Origin of the sequence: Antiquaquibacter metalliresistens, assembly GCF_029211225.1 — a bacterium.
Lineage (GTDB): Bacteria > Actinomycetota > Actinomycetes > Actinomycetales > Microbacteriaceae > Rhodoglobus > Rhodoglobus metalliresistens.
The window spans coordinates 370,480-388,263 of the sequence record NZ_JARGEM010000003.1 but is presented as its reverse complement, the minus strand read 5'-3'; the positions used below and the strand labels follow the sequence as shown (position 1 = coordinate 388,263).

Below are 17,784 nucleotides of genomic sequence, written 5' to 3'. Positions count from 1 at the left end.
CGACGAAGTTGCGCTTCGTCGGAACGAACGATGGTTAGCGGCGCAGACCCAGACGCTCGATCAGCGAGCGGTAACGCTCGATGTCGATGTCCTGCAGGTAGCCCAGCAGGCGGCGGCGCTGGCCGACCAGGAGCAGCAGACCACGACGTGAGTGGTGGTCGTGCTTGTGCTCCTTGAGGTGCTCGGTCAGGTCCTTGATGCGCTGCGTGAGCATCGCGACCTGGACCTCAGGGGAACCAGTGTCACCGGGGTGGGTAGCGTACTCATCGATGATCGCCTTCTTGACATCGGCTTCAAGAGCCATAGAAGTGATCCCCTTTCTCCTCGTTGCGCGGCGCCCGTGGCAGAATGCCCGAGCTCTCTTTGTCCGCGGCCGTTTGACGGCAACCTTGGGAGTTTAGCAGAGGTCGAGGGGTCACGACCGGGGAGGGCATCATGGATGCCATGCCCACCCTCACCATCCACGTGAAGCCCGGCAGCAGCAAGGGGCCGCTCGTCGAGCAGACCGGCGAGCGCGAGTTCACCGTCTACCTGCGTGAGCGCGCGGTGGACGGCAAGGCGAACGAGGGGCTCGTGACGGTGCTCGCCGGGCATTTCGGCGTCGCCAAGAGCCGGGTGGAGATACTGCGCGGACACGTCTCGCGCACCAAGATCGTGGCGGTGGACGAGTAGGCCTTTCGTCCCTCGCGCAACCGCGGCATCCGCGATTGACTACGCGCATGACCTTCTTCGAATCCATCAAGACCGTATTCCGCAAGTACGCCGAATTCGAGGGTCGGGCATCCCGCTCCGAGTTCTGGTGGTTCGCGCTCTTCAGCACCCTCGTCAGCGCCGCGCTGGGCAGCCTCTTCGTGCCGTCCTTCGGTGGCGGCGGCTTCGACAACGGCATGTACACGATGCCGATGGTCGGCGGCTACCCGAACCTCGCCGGGGTGTGGGGCATCGCCGTGCTGCTGCCGAGCCTCGCCGTGACGGTGCGCCGATTGCGGGATGCCGGACACAACTGGGCCGAGATCTTCTGGATTCTGCTGCCCATCGCCGGTCTCATCGTGCTGATCGTGCGCCTGGCGGACCCGAGCGTTCCGGCGCCCGCCGCACCGGCCGCGCCTGCCGCAGCCGCACCCGCCGCTCCGGTCACCCCCGCGGTGCCCGCGGCCCCCGCCAAGGCCCCGGCCAAGCGCCCTGCCAAGAAGCCCGAGGCCTGATCGTGGAGGGCATCGCGGAGCTGACCGCCGACCAGTGCTGGGAGCGGCTGCGGTCCGAGCAGCTGGGACGCCTTGCGATGTGCGCGGGCGGAGAGATCGACATCTTTCCGATCAACTTCGTCGTGGACGGGCAATCGTTGGTGTTCCGCACCGCGCCCGGCACGAAGCTCGTCGAGACGGTGATCGCCTCCGAGGTGGCGCTGGAGATCGACGGCTTCACCGAGCAGGACGCGTGGAGCGTCGTGGCGAAGGGGCCGGCCCAGCGGCTGGAGCAGCAGGACGAGATCGATGCCGCCGACCGCCTGCCGCTTCGGCCCTGGGCGCCGACGCTGAAGTACACCTACGTGCGCATCACCCCCGCCCACGTCACCGGGCGCGCGTTCGTCCGCGGTCCGGAGCCCGACCGCGGCATGTTCTGACGCGACCCGGCGCAGCGCGCTCAGACGAAGGTGGCGGCCACGGCGGCCACGAGCAGTCCCGAGGCTCCGAGCAACCATGCGGTGCGGCGCAGCACGGCGGTCTGCACCGCGTGCTGCAGCCGCGCGAAGCGGGCCTCGTGACGCAGGGTCTCGTCGAGCATGCCGGTGGCGGGATGCCAGGCGCGGGTGTGCTCGGCGGCGGCGACCAGGGCGCAGGCCGCGGCATCCGTGAGCCGGTGCTTGCGGCGAAGCAGAGTGCGCGCCAGCTGGGTCGACACGAGCACGATCGCATCGAGCGGTGCCGGGCGACCGAAGTGGAGTGACCCGGGGTCGACGATGGCGATGACGGGGGTGACATCGACCGTCTCGCCGACCCCGGTGCTGAGGAGCCGTGAGGCGCGGATCGCCTCGTGTCGGGCATTGGCCAGGTGGTTGGTGCGTCGTCCGTTGACGAGCACACGGCCGTGCTCCACGGTCACGCGCTGGCCGACGTGATCGTGGATGTCGATGGTGAAGACCCCCGCGGGTCCGATCAGCAGCTGGGCGGCGTCCGGGTCTCCCGAACGCAGCACGGTCCAGGTGCCGGGCAGTGCCTGCAGCAGCCTGGCGGCGTGCAGCTCGCCGATGGCTCCGCGATACCAGTCGCGGGCATCCGCACTGAGCGGGCTCAGCCCGAGCAGCCGAGCCGGCCAAGGCTGCGGTCGCGCCGACGCCTGGATGCGCAGACACTCCGTGATCGCCGGGTAGGCGGGCGGGCGTACGCCCACGGCAGGGCTCGGCCCCGCGCTCCCCCGAGCCAGCAGATCGGTCATCGTTTCCCCCCGGATGCGATTGCCTCGAACCTAGTGATCGCACGGATGCCACGGCAGCCCCACAACGGGGCGCGGGTTCCGCGGGACCTTCGACCCCGCATCCCGCGCAGGTTCGCGCTGTAGCGTCGGATCATGAAAGCACTCCAGTACATCGAAATCGGCACGCCGCCTCAGGTGGTCGATGTCCCCAAGCCCACGCCCGGCCCCGGGCAGGTACTGCTCAAGGTGACCGCGGGCGGAGTGTGCCACTCCGACGCGTTCGTGATGAGCCTTCCCGCCGACCAGTACGACGTCTTCGGGTTCGGCCTGCCGCTGACCCTCGGCCATGAGGGTGCGGGCGTCGTCGCCGAACTCGGCGAGGGCGTCACGGGCATCGCGATCGGCGATGCGGTGGCCGTCTACGGTCCGTGGGGCTGCGGTCGCTGCCACAACTGCTCGCAGGGCAAGGAGAACTACTGCACCGAGGCCGCCCGCCTCGGCATCAAGCCCCCGGGGCTGGGTGCCCCCGGCTCGATGGCCGAGTACGTGCTCATCGACGATGCGCGTCACCTCGTTCCGCTCGGCGGGCTCGACCCCGTGAAGTACGTGTCGCTGACGGATGCCGGGCTCACCCCCTACCACGCGATCAAGACCTCGCTGCCGAAGCTCGGTGCGGGCACGACCGCCGTGGTGATCGGGGCCGGAGGACTCGGCCACGTCGGCATCCAGATCCTCAAGGCCATCTCCGGCGCCACCGTCATCGCCCTCGACGTGAGCGAGCAGAAGCTCGATCTGGCCCGGGAGGTGGGTGCCGATCACGCCCTGCTCAGCAACGACGACGCGGTCACGGCGGTTCGCGAGCTCACGCACGGGCTCGGCGCCGACGCGGTCTTCGACTTCGTGGGCGCGCAACCGACGGTCGAACTGGCCGGCAAGCTCGCCGCGATCGAAGGCGATGTGACGATCGTGGGCATCGGCGGCGGCGCGCTGCCCGTCGGCTTCGGCGCACTCCCCTACGACGTCGCGGTTCGCGCACCGTACTGGGGCAGCCGGGCGGAGCTGATCGAGGTGCTCGACCTGGCACGCGCGGGCAAGATCACCGTCGAGACCGAGGTCTTCAGCCTCGACGACTCGCCGGCGGCCTATGAGAAGCTGCACGCCGGCACCATCCGGGGGCGCGCCGTCATCGTTCCGGAGTAGCCGCAACCTAGGGTGAACGCGTGAACGAAGCGCTCGCCCTGGACATCTTGCTCGGGCTGGTGCTGCTGGCGTACGTCGTCTACGGCGTACGCCACGGCCTCTCCCGGGCGGTGTTCGTGATCGCCGGCGTGATCGGTGGCGTGATCGCGGCGTACTTCTTCGCGCCGGTGATCGGAAACTGGGTGCCGGTTCCCTTCCTGCGGCTCGGCGTGACCATCCTCGCCGCCATCGGTCTCGTGATCGCCGGGCACGCCCTCGGCAGCGCGATCGGTCGAGCCGTGCGGCGCGGCGTCGAGCAGACCCCGCTGAGCGGAATCGATCGACTGCTCGGCGGCATCGTCACGGGCGTCGCGGCAGCGCTGGTCGCCTCCATGCTCGCCTTCAGCGTCGCCCAGCTTGGCGTGCCCGTGCTCTCCCGCGCGATCCTCGGGTCGACGGTGCTGCGCGTCATCACGGCCGTCACGCCGGATCCGGTCGAGGCGTTCCTGGCGCAGATCCGCGGGGCCGTGATGGCCGGCAGTCTGCCCGTGATCCAGGGCGCGATCGGCATCACGGAGGCGCCCAGCATCCCGCAGGTCGACACCGGCAGCGCAGCCCTGAACGCGGCGGCAGCCTCGGTGGTGCGCATCACCGGCAATGCCTACGCCTGCGGTCAATCCCAGACCGGCACCGGCTTCGTCGTCGCCGACGACCGCGTGGTGACCAACGCGCACGTGCTCGCCGGCGTGACCGAACCGGTGATCGAGGTGCCGGACGGCGCGGTGCTCACCGGCAGCGTCGTCTACTTCGACCCGATCGACGATCTCGCGGTGATCGCGGTTCCCGGCTTGGATGCCGCGCCCCTGCTCGACGCCTTGACCCTCGGCGCGGGCACGGATGCCGCGTTCCAGGGCTACCCCTACGGTGGTCCGTTCACCTCCGGCGCCGCCCAGGTGCTCTCCGTCTCCACGGCCCGCGTGCTCGACATCTACAGCGCGTCCAGTTCGCCGCGGGAGATCTACACGCTCGCCGCGGACGTGCGGGAGGGCAACTCAGGCGGTCCGCTGCTCACGCTCGACGGGAGGGTGGCCGGCGTGGTCTTCGCCCGCAGCGGCGACACCGCGAACGTCGGGTACGCCATGACGATGAGCGAGCTCGATCCGGTGACCGCGCAGGCCTCCGCGCTCAGCACGCCGGTGGGCACCGGAGAGTGCATCCGCGGCTAGCGCCGACCCACGAACTCCAGCCACTGGTCCGGTGCGGGGCACGAGTCCAGTTCGGAACCCGTCGCCGTGCCGAACGCCCGCCATCGCCAGCGGTCGCCGAGACGGTCCAGCTCGTCGTCCGGGAACACTGCGGTGATCGTCGTGCCCGCGACGACGACATCGTCGAGGTCGAGCTCTCGCTCGTCATCGCCGTCCCAGACGAAGTAGCGGTCGAGGCGCCCGTCGACGAAGCCGATCGACACCTGGTACGTGTCCCGCTTGCCCCGACGCTCCGCCAGGATTCCGACGCCGGACTGGCCCGCCGGCAGCGCCGTCGCGAGTTCCAGGCGCACGGTGAGTTCGCCGTCGCGCTGCTCGAGCGTCACCGTGTCGAGGTCGACCGCGCCATCGCCGAGGTCGTCGACGCACTGGTTCGGTCCGGCCTCCGGCCGGGGCTCCGGCGGGGGCGGCGGGGCCGGCTGCTCGGAGCCCGGCGTGGTTGGCGTAAGCGGTGGTGTCGTCGTCGGCGAGGCGGCAGGGCTGGTCGGTGCATCCTGGCGGTTGAGCGTCGCCACGAGCGTGACCGTCACCGCGATGAGCGCGACGGCCAGTACCCCGACGATCGTCGGCCACAGCGGGAAGGAACGGCGGGTTCGCGCACGACGCGGTTCGGGCGCGGGGTCGAGACGTGCCGTGAACTGCTCGGTCGGCTGCTCGTCGGTCACCACCCCACGCTAGGTCAGGAGCGCGTGACCCACCAATCCGTGTACTCGCTCGCGCGGCCGTCCTCGGCGAACCGCACCACCCAGAGGTTGTCGTAGACCGTGTCGGGGTAGGTGACGAGGCACTGGAGCACCGCGGCATCCCCGTCGACGGCGACGATGTGCCAGGCGAACTGCGTGGTGCCCGGCCCGTCCGCGTGCTCGAGCCAGTCGGCGACGATCGCCTCGATCCCGACCGCCGGATGCGGGTCGTGCGGACGATGGGCGTAGATCGCATCTTCGGTGAAGATCGCGCGGATGTCGACGGGGTCGTTCGACTCCCACGCCTTGCGATAGCCATGCACCCACGCCGTCACGATGTCTCTGTTCGTCATGACTCCTGCATACCGGCTACCCCGGACATGGCGCGAGCCGTTGCTTCGCACGCCGACAGCAGGCAGTGTTGAACCATGACGGTCGACGCGGGCTGGCACATTCTGCAGTCCACGATGCTGCGTGCCATCGCCTACGACCCCGCCACCCGCGAACTCAGGGTGCGCTTCCACTCCGGCGGGATGTACCGCTATCACGGCGTTCCCCCGGAGGTCGTGACGAACCTCCTCGATCCGCCCGACGGCTCCCCCGGCCGCTACTTCAACGACACCATCCGCGACGGCTACGACTACGACGAGGTGCGCCCGGCCGACTAGGCGACACGCGCGAGGCGTGCCCGGCGCAATCGCCTGGCCTTCGACGCCGTGAGCAGCAGTGCGAGCACCGTACCGACGACGGTGCCGATCGAGTTCGACAGGATGTCCCGCGGGTCGGAGACCCGATTCGGGATGAACTGCTGCGCGAACTCGATGCCCACCGTCATCGCTACCCCGAGCAGGATGGCCAGCCACCACCGCCCCCGGCCGAACAGCAGCACGAAGAACATGCCGAAGGGCAGGAACAGCAACACGTTCGCCACGAACTCCAGCAGGTTGAACGTGATCCATTCCGTCGCGGCGTGACGGTCGAAGAGCAGCGCGAGCCGCCACAGCCAGCCCTCCTGCTGCGACTCCACCTGCGGGCTGAGCGTGATCCAACCCACGACGCCGAGATACCCGAACGTCAGCACGCTCAGGATCGGGTGCCGGCGGAACATAGCCTCCATCGTGCCCCACGTTGCCGGAGAATCCTCGGTGAACGTCCCGAGCGAGTTGCCCCTACGAGCGCAGTGCGGCCGTGACCACGACCGCGACCAGCGCGCAGATGCCCCCGTACCCCACCACGAACGCGGTCACCGCCCAGAACACGCGTCGGGCGATCGCGTGCCGAACGAGTGTGCGCAACTCGACGAACTCCCGGTGCAGGGCGCGGGTGTCGGCGGCGGCCGCATCGGCGAGGGGCCAGGTATCGGTGCGGTCCGCCGCGTCGGACAGGGCGGCCACCTGCTCGCCGGAGAGCACGTGCGGGCCGCGGGTGAGCATCCGTTCGAGTTCGCGCACCGCGACCACGCGCACGGCGTCCGCCGGCACGCGCTGCACGATGCGCCGGGCCTCCACGGTGACCAGCAGCGGGCTCACCCGCACCGGCTCGCCGGTGCTCTGCTCGAGCACCCGTGCCACCTCGTGGGCCTCACCGCGCGCGCGTGCGAGGTCGTCGTGGACGACGCCGCCCACCGTGAGCCCGGCACCGTCGATCACCGCATCGCGTCCCCCGCAGTACACGGTGCGCAGGGCGAAGACGCCCGTCGGACCGATCACGAGATGATCGAGCGTGCCCTCCGCCAGCGGCAGATCGTGCAGCACGTCCCACCGCTGCCCCAGGCCGTCGAGCACCTCGCCGGCCTCCAGCTCGGCGAGCGCGGCGCGGTAGTCGTGGCGCAGTTCCGGCCGCAGCGGGCTGGCGCCGAGGAACACCGCGAGAGGGGTACGCGGCGGCGACGCCGACTGCGCCGTGATCACCCGGCTCATCGCGGACTGCGCAGGGACCCGCTGTCGCGCCGGGCGGATCTGCGCCATCGTCACCTCTCGCTGCGAGGGACGCCGTTAAGGACGTTGGGCCGGAGGCTCCCCCGCCTCCGGCCCCACTCGCCGCGGACGAATCCGCACCCGATCGAACCTTCCCTCCCCCGAGGAGAAGTTCGTAGGTCCATACTGGTCAACCTGTGAAAGTCCTGCAAACCCCCACTGAGGGGTACATCCGTGGGGCTGCTGTGACTGCTGTGATCAACGGATGCCGCGGGGCACGTCCCCCGTCGACACCACCTGCAGGCGCTGGGTCGGCCTGGTCATCGCGACGTACAGAGCGGCGGCACCCCGCGGAATCTCGCTGACGATGCGCCCAGGTTCGGCGACGACCACCGCGTCGAACTCCAGGCCCTTCGCCTCCTGCGGCGTGAGCACGGCCACCGCGCGACTGAGGCCGGCCGCGCCGAGACCGATGTCGCGACCGAACTCGGCGGCCAGACCGGGGTACAGGGCGGGCAGCAGGGAGTCGCTCGCCACGACCGCGATCGTGCCGAGCGCGGCATCCAGGTCGGAACGTACGGCGTCGCGAACGCCGACCGCGAGGTCGTCGGTGACGAGCACCTCGACGGGCCACTCCCCCTCGCGCACCGAACGCGAGCGCGTCACCTGCACGCCGTGCGCGAGCGCCATGCGCTCGGCGACCTCGACCACCTGGGCGGGGGTGCGGTAGTTGACCGTGAGTTCCTCCAGGCGCCACGCGTCACCGACGTGCGGGCGCAGCGCCTCCGCCCAGCTCGAGGCACCGGCCGCCGCGGAGGCCTGGGCGACATCCCCCACGATCGTGAACGACTTCAACGGGTTGCGGCGCACCAGCAGCCGCCACTGCATCGGGGAGAGCTCCTGCGCCTCGTCGACGACGATGTGCCCGTAGGTCCACTCGCGGTCGGCGGCGGCGAGCTCGGCCGTCGTACCGCGATCGGCGACGGCCTCGAAGCCGTCGGCGAGCGTCTCGGCGTCGACCAGGCCCTCCACCCCCATGTTGCGGATCGCGGCCTCGGCGTTCTCGATGTCCCGCTTGCGCTGCTGCTTGCGCTCCCGATCGGCGGCGCCCGCGGCGAGGTCCATCTCGCCGAGCAGTTCGGCGGCCTCGTCGAGCAGCGCCACGTCGCTCACCGTGAACGCGGCATCCCGGTCGCGGCGCAGCAGCGCACGTCGCGCTGGGCTCCAGCGCGGGGTGAGCGAGGCCAACCACTGCGGCCGGGCGTAGAGGTCTTGCAGCAGCTTCTGCGGCGTCAGCGGCAGCCAGGCGGTGTTCAGCAGCACCTTCACGTCGTGGGCGGTGCGCAGATCCTCCCGCAACCAGGCCTGGTCGGAGTCCTCGATCGTATTGCCGTGCGAGCGCAGCTGATCCGCCAGCAGGCGACCGAGCGCGGCGAGCGCGGCCTTGTTGAACGTGACCCGGGCGACGTTGTGGGGCTTGCGGGTGTCCCACGCCCGCTGCATGGCGGACTGGATGAGCTGCGGTGGCACCGTGAGCAGCTCGCCGTTGACGTCGACGACCTGCGGCTGCGTCGGCACCACCTGGCGCGACTTCACCGCACGCGCGAGCAGCGACGCCATCTCGAGGGAGCCCTTGAGCGCAGCGACGTCGCCGTCGTCCTCGGTGGCGACATCCACACCCGGGAAGAGCTGGCCGACGCTGGCGAGCACCACCCCCGTCTCGCCGAGCGAGGGCAGCACGGCCTCGATGTACTGCAGGAACGAGCGGGATGGCCCCACGATGAGCACCCCGGACTTCGAGAGCGTCTCGCGGTGCGAGTAGAGCAGATACGCCGCCCGATGCAGCGCGACCGCCGTCTTGCCGGTGCCCGGCCCTCCTTGCACGACGAGCGTGCCGCGCAGCTCCGACCGGATGATCGCATCCTGCTCCGCCTGGATCGTCGCGACGATGTCGCCCATGCGGCCGGTGCGCTGCGCGGTGAGCGTGGCCATGAGGGCGGCCTCGCCCTGGAGGCCGCTCACGTCGCCGTCGAGCAGCTCCGGGTCGAAGATCTCGTCGTCGATGCGCACGATCTCGCGGCCCTGGCTCTGCAGGTGTCTGCGCGCCCGCGCACCGAGCGGGGTCGCAGCGGTGGCCTGGTAGAACGCCCGGGCCTGGGGAACGCGCCAGTCGAGCAGCAGGGGCTGCTGATCCTCGTCGCGCAGCCCGATGCGGCCGATGTAGTGCAGCGCACCGTCGTCCATGGCGAGCCGCCCGAACGCCAGGCGTTCGTCGATGCCGCGCAGCTGGCCGACGCGATCCTCGTAGATGCGCGCGAAGGCGTCCCGCTCGGAGCGGTTCTGGTGGGTGCCCCCCGGGTTGCTTCGCCGCACCTCCTCCAGACGGCGCTGCGCATCGTCGCGCAGCGCGTCGAGGCGCGCGTACAACCCGGCGACGTAGTCGCGTTCCCGCGACAGTTCGCTCGACGTCATGCGTGCTCCTGCCTCGGGATGACGCCCGCGATCCGCGGGCAAAACCGGCTATCGAGTCTAGACGACCCGGCATCCGCTCTTGCACACGGTCGGCACCGGTGGCACCCTAGGCAATGGAACAACTCATCGCCCAGAAGCGCCGGAGGCAATGCCCCGCCACTGGGCGATGAGTCTGTGAACCGGGGTGCCGGTCAGCTCGCCGTGAGGCCCGTGAGCGCCTTGCGGGTGTCGAGGATCGACGTCAGCAGCACCGCCTCGTCCGCCTGCGCGTGCTCCCGGCCGCGGCCGGTGATGATGCGCTGACGGGCGAACGCCAGGCGTGTGGCATCCCGGATGTAGGCCCGCATCTCGCGCGACTTGCCGTGGCGTGCCGCCCAGGCCTTGGCCGTGCGGCGACCGTTCGGGGTGGCGATCGCGGCGACCTCGGCAGGGTTGAACCACCCGGCGCTCGCATACTCGCTGAGCCGATCGAACGTGAGCTTGGACTCCTGGCGTCGCAGGTAGAGCACGAGCACGATCGCGATCACGAACAGTGGCACCTGCACGATGGCGTAGTAGCCGAAGAAGTCCGAGACGAAGAACAGGGCGCCGTTCCACAGCGCGTGCAGCAGGATCGCCGGGATGAGCCCCAGCAGGAAGAACCCGATCGCGCCGAGCGGGCCGGTGCGCCGGGCGGCGAATCCGAGCGCGATGCCGATGAAGGCCGTGAACATGACGTGCGCGAACGGGGACATGATGCCGCGGATCAGGAAGATCTCGAAGACGCTGGCATCGAAGCCGCCGGAGTCCAGCAGCTGCGAACCGAAGTAGAGGATGTTCTCGGTGAACGCGAAACCGCCGGCGACCCAGGCCGCATAGACGAGCCCGTCGACGGGGCCGTCGAAGTACTTGCGCGCGGCCCAGAACAGGATCAGCACCCCGAGCCCCTTGCCGGTCTCCTCCACGATCGGAGCCTGGATCGCGGCCCCGATGAACTCGTAGGCGAACTCGCTCCCGTCGGCGATCGCGACGATCACCCGATCGAGCTCCGCCCCGACCAGGAGCGCGATGAGCACGGCGACGGCGGCACCCCAGAGAAAGGCGAAGACCACCGCGAGCCTCGGTTCCGGCTCCCAGCGGTCGATCCAGCGCACCCCGAAGAAGACGATCGCGAGCGGGATGAGCGCCATGATGCCGCCGAGCGCGAAGGCGTCGCCGCCGAGCCCGCCGATCAGGTACACGACCACGAAGAGGGCCAGCAGCGACAGGATCGCGACGCCGACGATGCCGAGCACCAGCAGCCCGGCGCTGCGGCGCGGGGCCGCCGTCGGCATCGGCGTCGCCGCGGTCTGCGCCGCGACATCGGCGGGTGCGGAACTCGGCGCCGGCGCGTGCACACCCGCCGACGCGGTGTAGTCCGTGGTGTTCGACGTGGGGTTGGGCGAGGTCATGGGACGACCCTAGCGGCTGGCGCGGGCGCGGCGCCCACCGCTCAGCCCTGCTGCTCCCGCAGGATCTGCAGCGCGCGGCGCACGCGGTCTCCGAGGCCCGCGACGGGCACCCGGGAAGACTTGGCCGCATCCCGCAGCAGTTCGTCGATCTCCGCGCGCTGGCTGTCGCGCACCACCGCGCGCGCGCCGGCGGCGGCGACGGAGGCACGCGCGGCGGCGAGGGCGAGCACATAGGCCGTGACCGGCAGCGCGAGCGAGAGCACCGCCGCGAGAGGAACGGATGCCACCAGCCCGACGAACGGCACGAGCGCGAGCACCACCGGCAGCAGCCGCCACGGTGTACCGCGCCACAGCTGCGCGTTGGCTCCCCGCCCGAGCGGGACCGCGCGGGCGGACTCGAGCTCGTCGAGGGCCGCGAGCCGGTCTCGGTAGCCGGCGAGCTGCTCGGCGGAGAGCCGCGCGCCGGCGGCGTCCTCGAGCTCATCCCGAATCGCGGCGTAGGCCGAGAGTTTCGGCACGCGACTCGCGGTCAGCGAGAGGTCGGCGAGCTGGAGGGCGACGAGGCCCACCCACACCGCGACGCCGAGCAGGGGGTACAGCAGTGTCGAGTCCACGCAGCGAGCCTAGCCGGGGGTGGTCACCCGCTCGGGAACGTCTTTGGGGCGTCGCGCGATCGTGGCGCTCATCACCGCGGCCACGATGCACAGGCCGGCGGCACCGAACCAGGCGATCGTGTACTGCCCGGTGGTGTCGCGCACCACCCCCGCGACCGTCGCCGCGATGGCCGCGCCGACCTGATGTGACGCGAACACCCAGCCGAAGACGATCGGCCCGTCGGCGCCGAAGAGCTCGCGGCAGAGCGCGACGGTGGGCGGCACGGTCGCGACCCAGTCGAGACCGTAGATGACGATGAAGACGATCATGGGCGGCTGCACGGTCGCCGACAGCAGGAACGGCAGGGCGAGCAGACCGAGACCGCGGCCGGCGTAGTAGACGGCGAGCAGGATGCGCGGGTTGTACCGGTCGGTGAGCCACCCGGAGGCGATGGTGCCGACGATGTCGAAGATGCCGACGACGGCGAGCAGGCCGGCGGCGACCGTCTCGTGCATACCGTGGTCGTGAGCGCTCGGGATGAAGTGGGTGCCCACGAGACCGTTGGTGGTCGCCCCGCAGATCGCGAAGCCCGCCGCGAGCGCCCAGAACGTGCGCTGCTTGGACGCGCGCACCAGCGTGTCGATGGCGCGACGGGCGGCGTTGCCGGTGGGGCGCGGGGTCGGCGCCCAGTCCGCGGGCGCCCCGTAAGGGGCGAGCCCGAGGTCCTCCGGGCGGTTGCGCAGGAACAGCAGCACGAGCGGCACCACCGCGAGGGCGGCGGCAGCGACGAGCAGCGTCGCCTGACGCCAGCCGCTCGACTCGACGAGGCCGGCGACGATCGGCAGAAAGATCAGTTGACCGGTGGCGCCGCCCGCGGTCAGCACGCCGACGACGAGGCCGCGGCGCCGAACGAACCACTGGTCCGCCACGGTCGCGGCGAACACGAGCGCCATCGACCCGGTGCCGAGACCGATGAGCAGGCCCCAGGTGACGACGAGCATCCACGGCTCCGTCGCGAAGATGCTGAACGCGGCGCCGGCGGAGACCAGCAGCAGTGCGGCGGTGGTGACCTTGCGCATGCCGAACCGGTTCATGAGCGCCGCGGCGAACGGCGCGGTGAGACCGTAGAGCAGCAGGTTGACGGTGACCGCCACCGAAAGCTCGGTGCGCGACCAGCCGAACTCGTCTTCGAGCGGCAGCATGAGCACGCTCGGTGCCGCCCGGAACCCGGCCGCACCAATCAGCGCGAGGAAGGCGACGCCGGCCACGATCCAGCCGGGATGGATGCCGCGGCGGCGGCGCGTACGATCGCTCACCGCTCGAGTATCCCCCGCTGCGTCGCTCGGCACCGTGGATCTCGCGCCAGCCTGCGACGGGAACCTGCCGGTCAACCCGCCGTGCGGTCGTCCCCGGGTCGGCGGAAGGGCAGCAGCGACTCGTCGAGCGGAACCCGCCCGGCGGTGTTCACGAGGTTGGTGGCGACCATGAGCCCGGTGAAGCGCAGCAGCAGCGAACGCAGGGCAGGGCTGAACGCGCGCTCGAAGCGGGCCGCGATCTCCGCAGGAACCGCGTGCGGGTCGACGGCGACGATCCGGGCCCAGTCGAGCATGAGCTGCTCGGTCTCGGTGACGTGCGGTGCATCCGGGTCTTCGCCGTTGTCGACGAGGGCGCGACGGAAGAACGTCGAGGTGACCAGGCAGTCGTTGGCCTCCGCGATCGCGAAGCACAGCAGCGACACGGCGCGCTCGCCCACGAGGGGGGCGAGCTCGTCCGACAGCGACGCCCACTGGGGGTAGACGCTCAGCGGCGGAAAGGACATGCCCTCCAGGGTAGTGGGCGAGCCCGGCTACGCCGCCAGCGAGACCTCCGCGGGGTGCAGCACGCGTCCTGAGGGCCCGACCTCGTCGAAGGCCCCGGCGCGGATGGCGGCGTACACGTCCGCGGCCGCCTGCTGGGCGAGTCCGTGGACCGGGCGGGCCGCGCGGGCGATGGCGATGTCGGTGGCGGTGATCGCGGCATCCGCCGGTCCCTCGGTGACCACCTCGGCACCCAGATACTCGGCCCAGGCGGCCACGTAGGCACCGACGACCGCGGTATCGGCGGCGACGCGGATGCGATCGCCACGACGCACCGGACGCACCTGCTTGACCACGGTGCGAGCCAGGCCGGCGCACGGCATCACGCCGACCGCTGCGTCGAGGCTGACGTCGGCCGGCACGCCGACCAGATCGTGTTCGGGCACGATCATGCGGGTGGCGGTGGGCCGTTCGGTCGCGCGGAAGGTCACACGGTCGCCGCGGGCGAAGCCGGCGCTGTCGGGTCCGGCCGCCTCGACGATGCCCGCAACCTGCGTGCCGAGCGGGCCGACGCCGATGGCGACGACACCGATCCGCACCTCACCGGTGGCGGGACGAAGGCTCTGAGGGCGAGTCACTGGGGTGTTGCTCCAATCGGGTTACATTGAGCAAAACACCCGGTCGCCCACCGCTATTCCCTAGAACACCTTGCCCGGGTTGAGAATGCCGAGGGGGTCGAAGACGGACTTGATCTGCCGCTGCAGCTCGAGTTGGTCGTCGCCGAGCTCGTCACGAAGCCAACGCTTCTTGAGGATGCCCACGCCGTGCTCGCCCGTGAGCGTGCCGCCCAGGCGCAGCGCCGCGAGGAACATCTCGTCGGCCGCCGCCCAGATGTGATCGGGCACCTCCTGGCCGTCGAAGACGAAGTTGGGATGCAGATTGCCGTCACCGGCGTGCGCCACGGTCGGAATCTGGATGCCGAACCGCTGTTCGATGTCGGCGATCGCCGCGAACATCGCCGGCAGCCGGCTGCGGGGCACGCTCACGTCTTCGATGAGCGTCGTGCCGCGCGCCTTGAGCGAGGGGTGGAACGCGCGCCGCACCGCGAACAGCCGCTCGCCCTCCTCGGGATCGGTGGAGAGCACGGCGGCGCCGCCGAGCGAGGTGATCACCGCGAGGATGCCCGCCGCCTCGGTCTCGGCGGCCGGGCCGTCGGTCTGGATGATCAGTTGCGTGCCGCCGGGATGCTCGAACCCCAGGTGCTCCGCGATGGCCGACATAGCGCTCTCCCCGACGAGCTCCATGATCGCGGGGCGCAGGCCGGCGGCGGTGATCACCGCCGCGGCGCGCGCCGCGTCTTCGACGTCGGCGAAGGTGGCGCTGACGATGCCGACCGTGCCAGTGACCCGCGGCAGGAGCTTGAGCGTCGCCTCCACGATCACCCCGAGAGTCCCCTCCGAGCCGACCATGAGCGCCGTGAGGTCGAGGCCCGTGACACCCTTGACGGTGCGATGGCCCAGTTCGAGCATCCGGCCGTCAGCGAGCACGACCTTGAGACCCAGCACGGCCTCCCGGGTCACCCCGTACTTCGCGCACAGCAGACCGCCCGCGTTGGTCGCGATGTTGCCGCCGATCGTCGAGATCGCCCGACTGGCGGGGTCGGGGGCGAACCACAGGCCGCGCGGCTCGAGCTGCCGATTGAGTTCCGCGTTGAGGATGCCCGGCTGCACGACGGCGAGTTCGTCGTCGACCGACACCTCGAGCACCGTGTCCATGGCCAGCGTCGACAGCACGATCTCCCCGGCCGAGGCGATCGCTCCGCCGGCCAGACCGGTGCCGGCACCGCGAGTGACCACGGGCGTGCCGGTCTCGGTCGCGATGCGCATGACCGCCTGCACGTGCTCCACGCTGCGGGCCGTGACGACGGCCAGCGGGGCGCCTGGTGAACGGTGCCCGGAGCGGTCCTCACGGGTGGCGTCGAGCAGGTCGGCATCGGTGGTGACGGCATCGCCCACCGCGGCCCGCAACGCCTGTAGCACCGCGGACTCGTCATCGTCGATGGTGCGGGTGGTCGGCGCCGTGCTGGTCACGACAGCGATTCTCTCACGGGCTTCCGGGGGTCACGAGTCCGGTCTCGTAGGCGATGACCACCAGCTGCACCCGGTCGCGCGCGGCGAGCTTGGCCATGATGCGCGAGACGTGCGTCTTGGCCGTCAGCGGGCTGAGGAAGAGCGCCCGACCGATCTCCTCGTTGGTCAGTCCCCGTCCGACGAGGGCGAGCACCTCGCGCTCACGGTCGGTGATCGCGTCCAGGCGCCTGGCGTCCGGGGCATCGCGCAGGATCGTCGAGACCCGTTCGAGCAGTCGTCGCGTCACGCTCGGGCTCAGCAGCGCATCGCCGGATGCCACCACCCGCACCGCCCTGATCAGCTCCACCGGCTCGGTGTCCTTGACCAGAAAGCCGCTCGCACCCGCCCGGATGGCCCGCGCGACGTACTCGTCGAGCTCGAATGTCGTCACGATCACGATGTGCGTGCCGGCGAGCTCCGGGCGCTGCACGATCTGCTCGGTCGCCCACAGCCCGTCGCCCTCGGGCATGCGGATGTCCATGAGCACCACGTCCGGACGGGTCGCCGTCACGAGCGCCACGGCCTCCGACCCCGTGCCGGCCTCCCCGACGATCTCGATGTCGGGCTCCGCCTCGAGCAGGCTGCGGAAGCCCGCGCGGATGAGTTGCTGGTCGTCGGCGAGCGCGAGCCGGATCATGCCGAGGTCTCCTTCGTGGGGATGCGGGCGGTCACGAGCGCGCCGCCGAGGCTCGAGCGCCCCGTGGTTAGGGTGCCGCCGAGCAGCTCGGTGCGCTCGTGCATGCCCAGAAGGCCGCGCCCGCCCTCCGCGAGCGGGTCGAGGCCGCGACCATCGTCGGCGATCTCGATGACGGTGGCGTCGGCATCCGATCGGATCGACACGATCGCGCGGTCGGCGCCGGCGTGCCGGACGACGTTGGTGAGCGATTCCTGCACGATGCGATAGATCGCCAGCTGGGTGGCTTTCGGTGCATCCTCGATGCCCATCTCGAGCGTCACGTCGAGCCCCTGGGTGCGCACCGAGTCGATCAGCCCGGGCAGGCGGGCGAGATCCGGCTCGGGCACGAGGGGCGCATCCTGTCCGCTGTCGGCGCGCAGCACGCCGAGCAGGGAGCGCACCTCGTCGAGTGCGGACTTCGAGGAGTCCTTGATGCTCGCGAGCGCCTCCTTGGCCTTCTCGGGGTGCGCATCCATGAGGTGCAGACCCACACCGGCCTGCACGTTGATCTGGCTGAGCGAGTGGGCGAGAACGTCGTGCAGTTCGCGGGCGATGCGCGTGCGCTCGGCCTGCACCTCGTCGTGGCGGCGCTGGATGAGCGCCTGCTGGTACTGCGCGTAGTGCTCGCTGCGCGTGCGGATGGCCTCGCCGATGCCGAACACGATCAGGATCAACAGCGTCGTCGCCGCGATCCGCGCCGGCTGCAGCTCGGCGCCGACCGCGAGTCCGATCACGATGGTGATCACCCAGGTGGCGCCGACGGAGATCCACGCCCAGAGGCGGGCACCGCGCACGATCGCGCCGACGATGGCGAAGGTGAGTGCGATGTAGGGCGGACTCGGCAGCGCTTGGGCCACGCCGACGTCGAGGGCGGCGATGACCGCGATGACGGCGACCGTGGGTCCCGGAAACCGACGGGCACCCAGCAGCACGAGTGGCCCCACGATCGCGAGGCCGAGACCGACCACCGACATCCTGTCCACGCCGCCGCGCACGAGGGCGAACGCCGCGAACGGCACCTGGATGAGTAGCGAGACGAAGACCGGCAGGAGCAGTCTGACGCGCGCCGACGAGCGGGGCGGGCCGGCGGGCCAGTGGTCCTGACCCCATCGCCCGCGATGCCACGGTGCGTGGGGATCCTGCACTGGGGCCGACATGCTCCGATGCTAGTTCCGCGGGCACTGAGTGCGCGTCGGCCCGCGGGGGGCGCCGGGGTACTCCGGTCGGAG

General features: G+C 70.9%; 21 protein-coding genes. 6 read left to right on the top strand and 15 right to left on the bottom strand.

The genetic code is table 11. The features are described from left to right. Window positions 1-34: 34 nt before the first annotated feature. A complete protein-coding gene (rpsO, locus tag PYV02_RS07490) occupies window positions 35-304 on the bottom strand; it encodes a 30S ribosomal protein S15 (RefSeq protein ID WP_275757728.1) in 270 nt (89 codons plus the stop codon). Window positions 305-444: 140 nt separating this feature from the next. Between rpsO and PYV02_RS07485 the strand changes: the two genes are divergently transcribed. The 3 genes from PYV02_RS07485 to PYV02_RS07475 are packed head-to-tail and all read left to right on the top strand — an operon-like array spanning window position 445 to window position 1,624. Continuing rightward, window positions 445-672: a DUF167 domain-containing protein gene (locus tag PYV02_RS07485; RefSeq protein ID WP_275757726.1), complete on the top strand. Its 228-nt coding sequence runs from the start codon at window positions 445-447 to the stop codon at window positions 670-672. A 47-nt stretch (window positions 673-719) separates the two neighbouring features. Beyond that, the gene (locus tag PYV02_RS07480; RefSeq protein WP_275757724.1) at window positions 720-1,205 is read left to right on the top strand and encodes a DUF805 domain-containing protein; all 486 of its coding nucleotides are present in this window, start codon (window positions 720-722) and stop codon (window positions 1,203-1,205) included. Window positions 1,206-1,207: 2 nt separating this feature from the next. Then, window positions 1,208-1,624: a pyridoxamine 5'-phosphate oxidase family protein gene (locus tag PYV02_RS07475; protein ID WP_275757722.1), complete on the top strand. Its 417-nt coding sequence runs from the start codon at window positions 1,208-1,210 to the stop codon at window positions 1,622-1,624. Window positions 1,625-1,644: 20 nt separating this feature from the next. Here PYV02_RS07475 and PYV02_RS07470 read toward each other — a convergent pair whose 3' ends face one another. After that, entirely contained in the window at window positions 1,645-2,436 is a 792-nt protein-coding gene (locus PYV02_RS07470) for a nuclease-related domain-containing protein (RefSeq protein WP_275757720.1), read from the bottom strand. Between the two features lie 132 nt (window positions 2,437-2,568). Between PYV02_RS07470 and PYV02_RS07465 the strand changes: the two genes are divergently transcribed. Then, window positions 2,569-3,615: an NAD(P)-dependent alcohol dehydrogenase gene (locus tag PYV02_RS07465; protein ID WP_275757718.1), complete on the top strand. Its 1,047-nt coding sequence runs from the start codon at window positions 2,569-2,571 to the stop codon at window positions 3,613-3,615. Window positions 3,616-3,635: 20 nt separating this feature from the next. After that, window positions 3,636-4,820: a MarP family serine protease gene (locus PYV02_RS07460; RefSeq protein WP_275757716.1), complete on the top strand. Its 1,185-nt coding sequence runs from the start codon at window positions 3,636-3,638 to the stop codon at window positions 4,818-4,820. Here the strand turns inward: PYV02_RS07460 and PYV02_RS07455 are convergent. Together PYV02_RS07455 and PYV02_RS07450 are read right to left on the bottom strand one after the other, a co-directional pair. Then, on the bottom strand, window positions 4,817-5,524 hold the full coding sequence (locus PYV02_RS07455; RefSeq protein ID WP_275757714.1) for a hypothetical protein: 708 nt from the start codon (window positions 5,522-5,524) through the stop codon (window positions 4,817-4,819). The two genes, PYV02_RS07460 and PYV02_RS07455, sit on opposite strands and share 4 nt — an antisense overlap. Before the next feature lie 14 nt (window positions 5,525-5,538). Beyond that, the gene (locus tag PYV02_RS07450) at window positions 5,539-5,895 is read right to left on the bottom strand and encodes a nuclear transport factor 2 family protein (protein WP_275757712.1); all 357 of its coding nucleotides are present in this window, start codon (window positions 5,893-5,895) and stop codon (window positions 5,539-5,541) included. Between the two features lie 75 nt (window positions 5,896-5,970). Between PYV02_RS07450 and PYV02_RS07445 the strand changes: the two genes are divergently transcribed. Further along, window positions 5,971-6,210 (top strand): KTSC domain-containing protein, encoded by a 240-nt coding sequence (locus PYV02_RS07445; RefSeq protein WP_275757710.1) that lies wholly within the window; start codon window positions 5,971-5,973, stop codon window positions 6,208-6,210. Here the strand turns inward: PYV02_RS07445 and PYV02_RS07440 are convergent. The 11 genes from PYV02_RS07440 to PYV02_RS07390 form a co-directional block, all read right to left on the bottom strand. Further along, entirely contained in the window at window positions 6,207-6,650 is a 444-nt protein-coding gene (locus PYV02_RS07440) for a VanZ family protein (protein WP_275757709.1), read from the bottom strand. The genes PYV02_RS07445 and PYV02_RS07440 overlap by 4 nt on opposite strands. 61 nt (window positions 6,651-6,711) lie before the next feature. Next, window positions 6,712-7,509, bottom strand: coding sequence for a nuclease-related domain-containing protein (locus PYV02_RS07435; protein WP_275757707.1), 798 nt, complete (start codon window positions 7,507-7,509; stop codon window positions 6,712-6,714). Window positions 7,510-7,716: 207 nt separating this feature from the next. Further along, on the bottom strand, window positions 7,717-9,930 hold the full coding sequence (locus PYV02_RS07430; protein WP_275757705.1) for a UvrD-helicase domain-containing protein: 2,214 nt from the start codon (window positions 9,928-9,930) through the stop codon (window positions 7,717-7,719). 191 nt (window positions 9,931-10,121) lie between these two features. Continuing rightward, window positions 10,122-11,360 (bottom strand): PrsW family intramembrane metalloprotease, encoded by a 1,239-nt coding sequence (locus PYV02_RS07425; RefSeq protein WP_275757703.1) that lies wholly within the window; start codon window positions 11,358-11,360, stop codon window positions 10,122-10,124. Between the two features lie 41 nt (window positions 11,361-11,401). After that, the gene (locus tag PYV02_RS07420) at window positions 11,402-11,974 is read right to left on the bottom strand and encodes a hypothetical protein (protein ID WP_275757702.1); all 573 of its coding nucleotides are present in this window, start codon (window positions 11,972-11,974) and stop codon (window positions 11,402-11,404) included. Between the two features lie 9 nt (window positions 11,975-11,983). Next, window positions 11,984-13,270 carry an MFS transporter gene (locus PYV02_RS07415; protein ID WP_275757700.1) on the bottom strand — a complete coding sequence of 429 codons (1,287 nt, stop codon included), beginning with the start codon at window positions 13,268-13,270 and terminating at the stop codon, window positions 11,984-11,986. Between the two features lie 71 nt (window positions 13,271-13,341). After that, on the bottom strand, window positions 13,342-13,773 hold the full coding sequence (locus tag PYV02_RS07410; protein ID WP_275757698.1) for a hypothetical protein: 432 nt from the start codon (window positions 13,771-13,773) through the stop codon (window positions 13,342-13,344). Between the two features lie 27 nt (window positions 13,774-13,800). Further along, window positions 13,801-14,388: an MDR/zinc-dependent alcohol dehydrogenase-like family protein gene (locus PYV02_RS07405; protein ID WP_275757696.1), complete on the bottom strand. Its 588-nt coding sequence runs from the start codon at window positions 14,386-14,388 to the stop codon at window positions 13,801-13,803. A 60-nt stretch (window positions 14,389-14,448) separates the two neighbouring features. Then, the gene (locus PYV02_RS07400; protein WP_420833599.1) at window positions 14,449-15,840 is read right to left on the bottom strand and encodes an FAD-binding oxidoreductase; all 1,392 of its coding nucleotides are present in this window, start codon (window positions 15,838-15,840) and stop codon (window positions 14,449-14,451) included. A gap of 13 nt (window positions 15,841-15,853) precedes the next feature. Beyond that, window positions 15,854-16,516 carry a response regulator transcription factor gene (locus tag PYV02_RS07395; protein ID WP_275757695.1) on the bottom strand — a complete coding sequence of 221 codons (663 nt, stop codon included), beginning with the start codon at window positions 16,514-16,516 and terminating at the stop codon, window positions 15,854-15,856. Next, the gene (locus tag PYV02_RS07390; RefSeq protein ID WP_275757693.1) at window positions 16,513-17,712 is read right to left on the bottom strand and encodes a sensor histidine kinase; all 1,200 of its coding nucleotides are present in this window, start codon (window positions 17,710-17,712) and stop codon (window positions 16,513-16,515) included. Before PYV02_RS07390 ends, PYV02_RS07395 begins: the two co-directional genes overlap by 4 nt. Between the last annotated feature and the right edge of the window lie 72 nt (window positions 17,713-17,784).

Excerpts from the sequence above, each read along its gene's own strand:
- rpsO (WP_275757728.1), bottom strand. The coding sequence starts at position 304 with ATGGCTCTTGAAGCCGATGTCAAGAAGGCGATCATCGATGAGTACGCT.
- PYV02_RS07485 (WP_275757726.1), top strand. The coding sequence starts at position 445 with ATGCCCACCCTCACCATCCACGTGAAGCCCGGCAGCAGCAAGGGGCCG.
- PYV02_RS07480 (WP_275757724.1), top strand. The coding sequence starts at position 720 with ATGACCTTCTTCGAATCCATCAAGACCGTATTCCGCAAGTACGCCGAA.
- PYV02_RS07470 (WP_275757720.1), bottom strand. The coding sequence starts at position 2,436 with ATGACCGATCTGCTGGCTCGGGGGAGCGCGGGGCCGAGCCCTGCCGTG.
- PYV02_RS07465 (WP_275757718.1), top strand. The coding sequence starts at position 2,569 with ATGAAAGCACTCCAGTACATCGAAATCGGCACGCCGCCTCAGGTGGTC.
- PYV02_RS07450 (WP_275757712.1), bottom strand. The coding sequence starts at position 5,895 with ATGACGAACAGAGACATCGTGACGGCGTGGGTGCATGGCTATCGCAAG.
- PYV02_RS07445 (WP_275757710.1), top strand. The coding sequence starts at position 5,971 with ATGACGGTCGACGCGGGCTGGCACATTCTGCAGTCCACGATGCTGCGT.
- PYV02_RS07440 (WP_275757709.1), bottom strand. The coding sequence starts at position 6,650 with ATGTTCCGCCGGCACCCGATCCTGAGCGTGCTGACGTTCGGGTATCTC.
- PYV02_RS07435 (WP_275757707.1), bottom strand. The coding sequence starts at position 7,509 with ATGGCGCAGATCCGCCCGGCGCGACAGCGGGTCCCTGCGCAGTCCGCG.
- PYV02_RS07430 (WP_275757705.1), bottom strand. The coding sequence starts at position 9,930 with ATGACGTCGAGCGAACTGTCGCGGGAACGCGACTACGTCGCCGGGTTG.
- PYV02_RS07425 (WP_275757703.1), bottom strand. The coding sequence starts at position 11,360 with ATGACCTCGCCCAACCCCACGTCGAACACCACGGACTACACCGCGTCG.
- PYV02_RS07410 (WP_275757698.1), bottom strand. The coding sequence starts at position 13,773 with ATGTCCTTTCCGCCGCTGAGCGTCTACCCCCAGTGGGCGTCGCTGTCG.
- PYV02_RS07395 (WP_275757695.1), bottom strand. The coding sequence starts at position 16,516 with ATGATCCGGCTCGCGCTCGCCGACGACCAGCAACTCATCCGCGCGGGC.
- PYV02_RS07390 (WP_275757693.1), bottom strand. The coding sequence starts at position 17,712 with ATGTCGGCCCCAGTGCAGGATCCCCACGCACCGTGGCATCGCGGGCGA.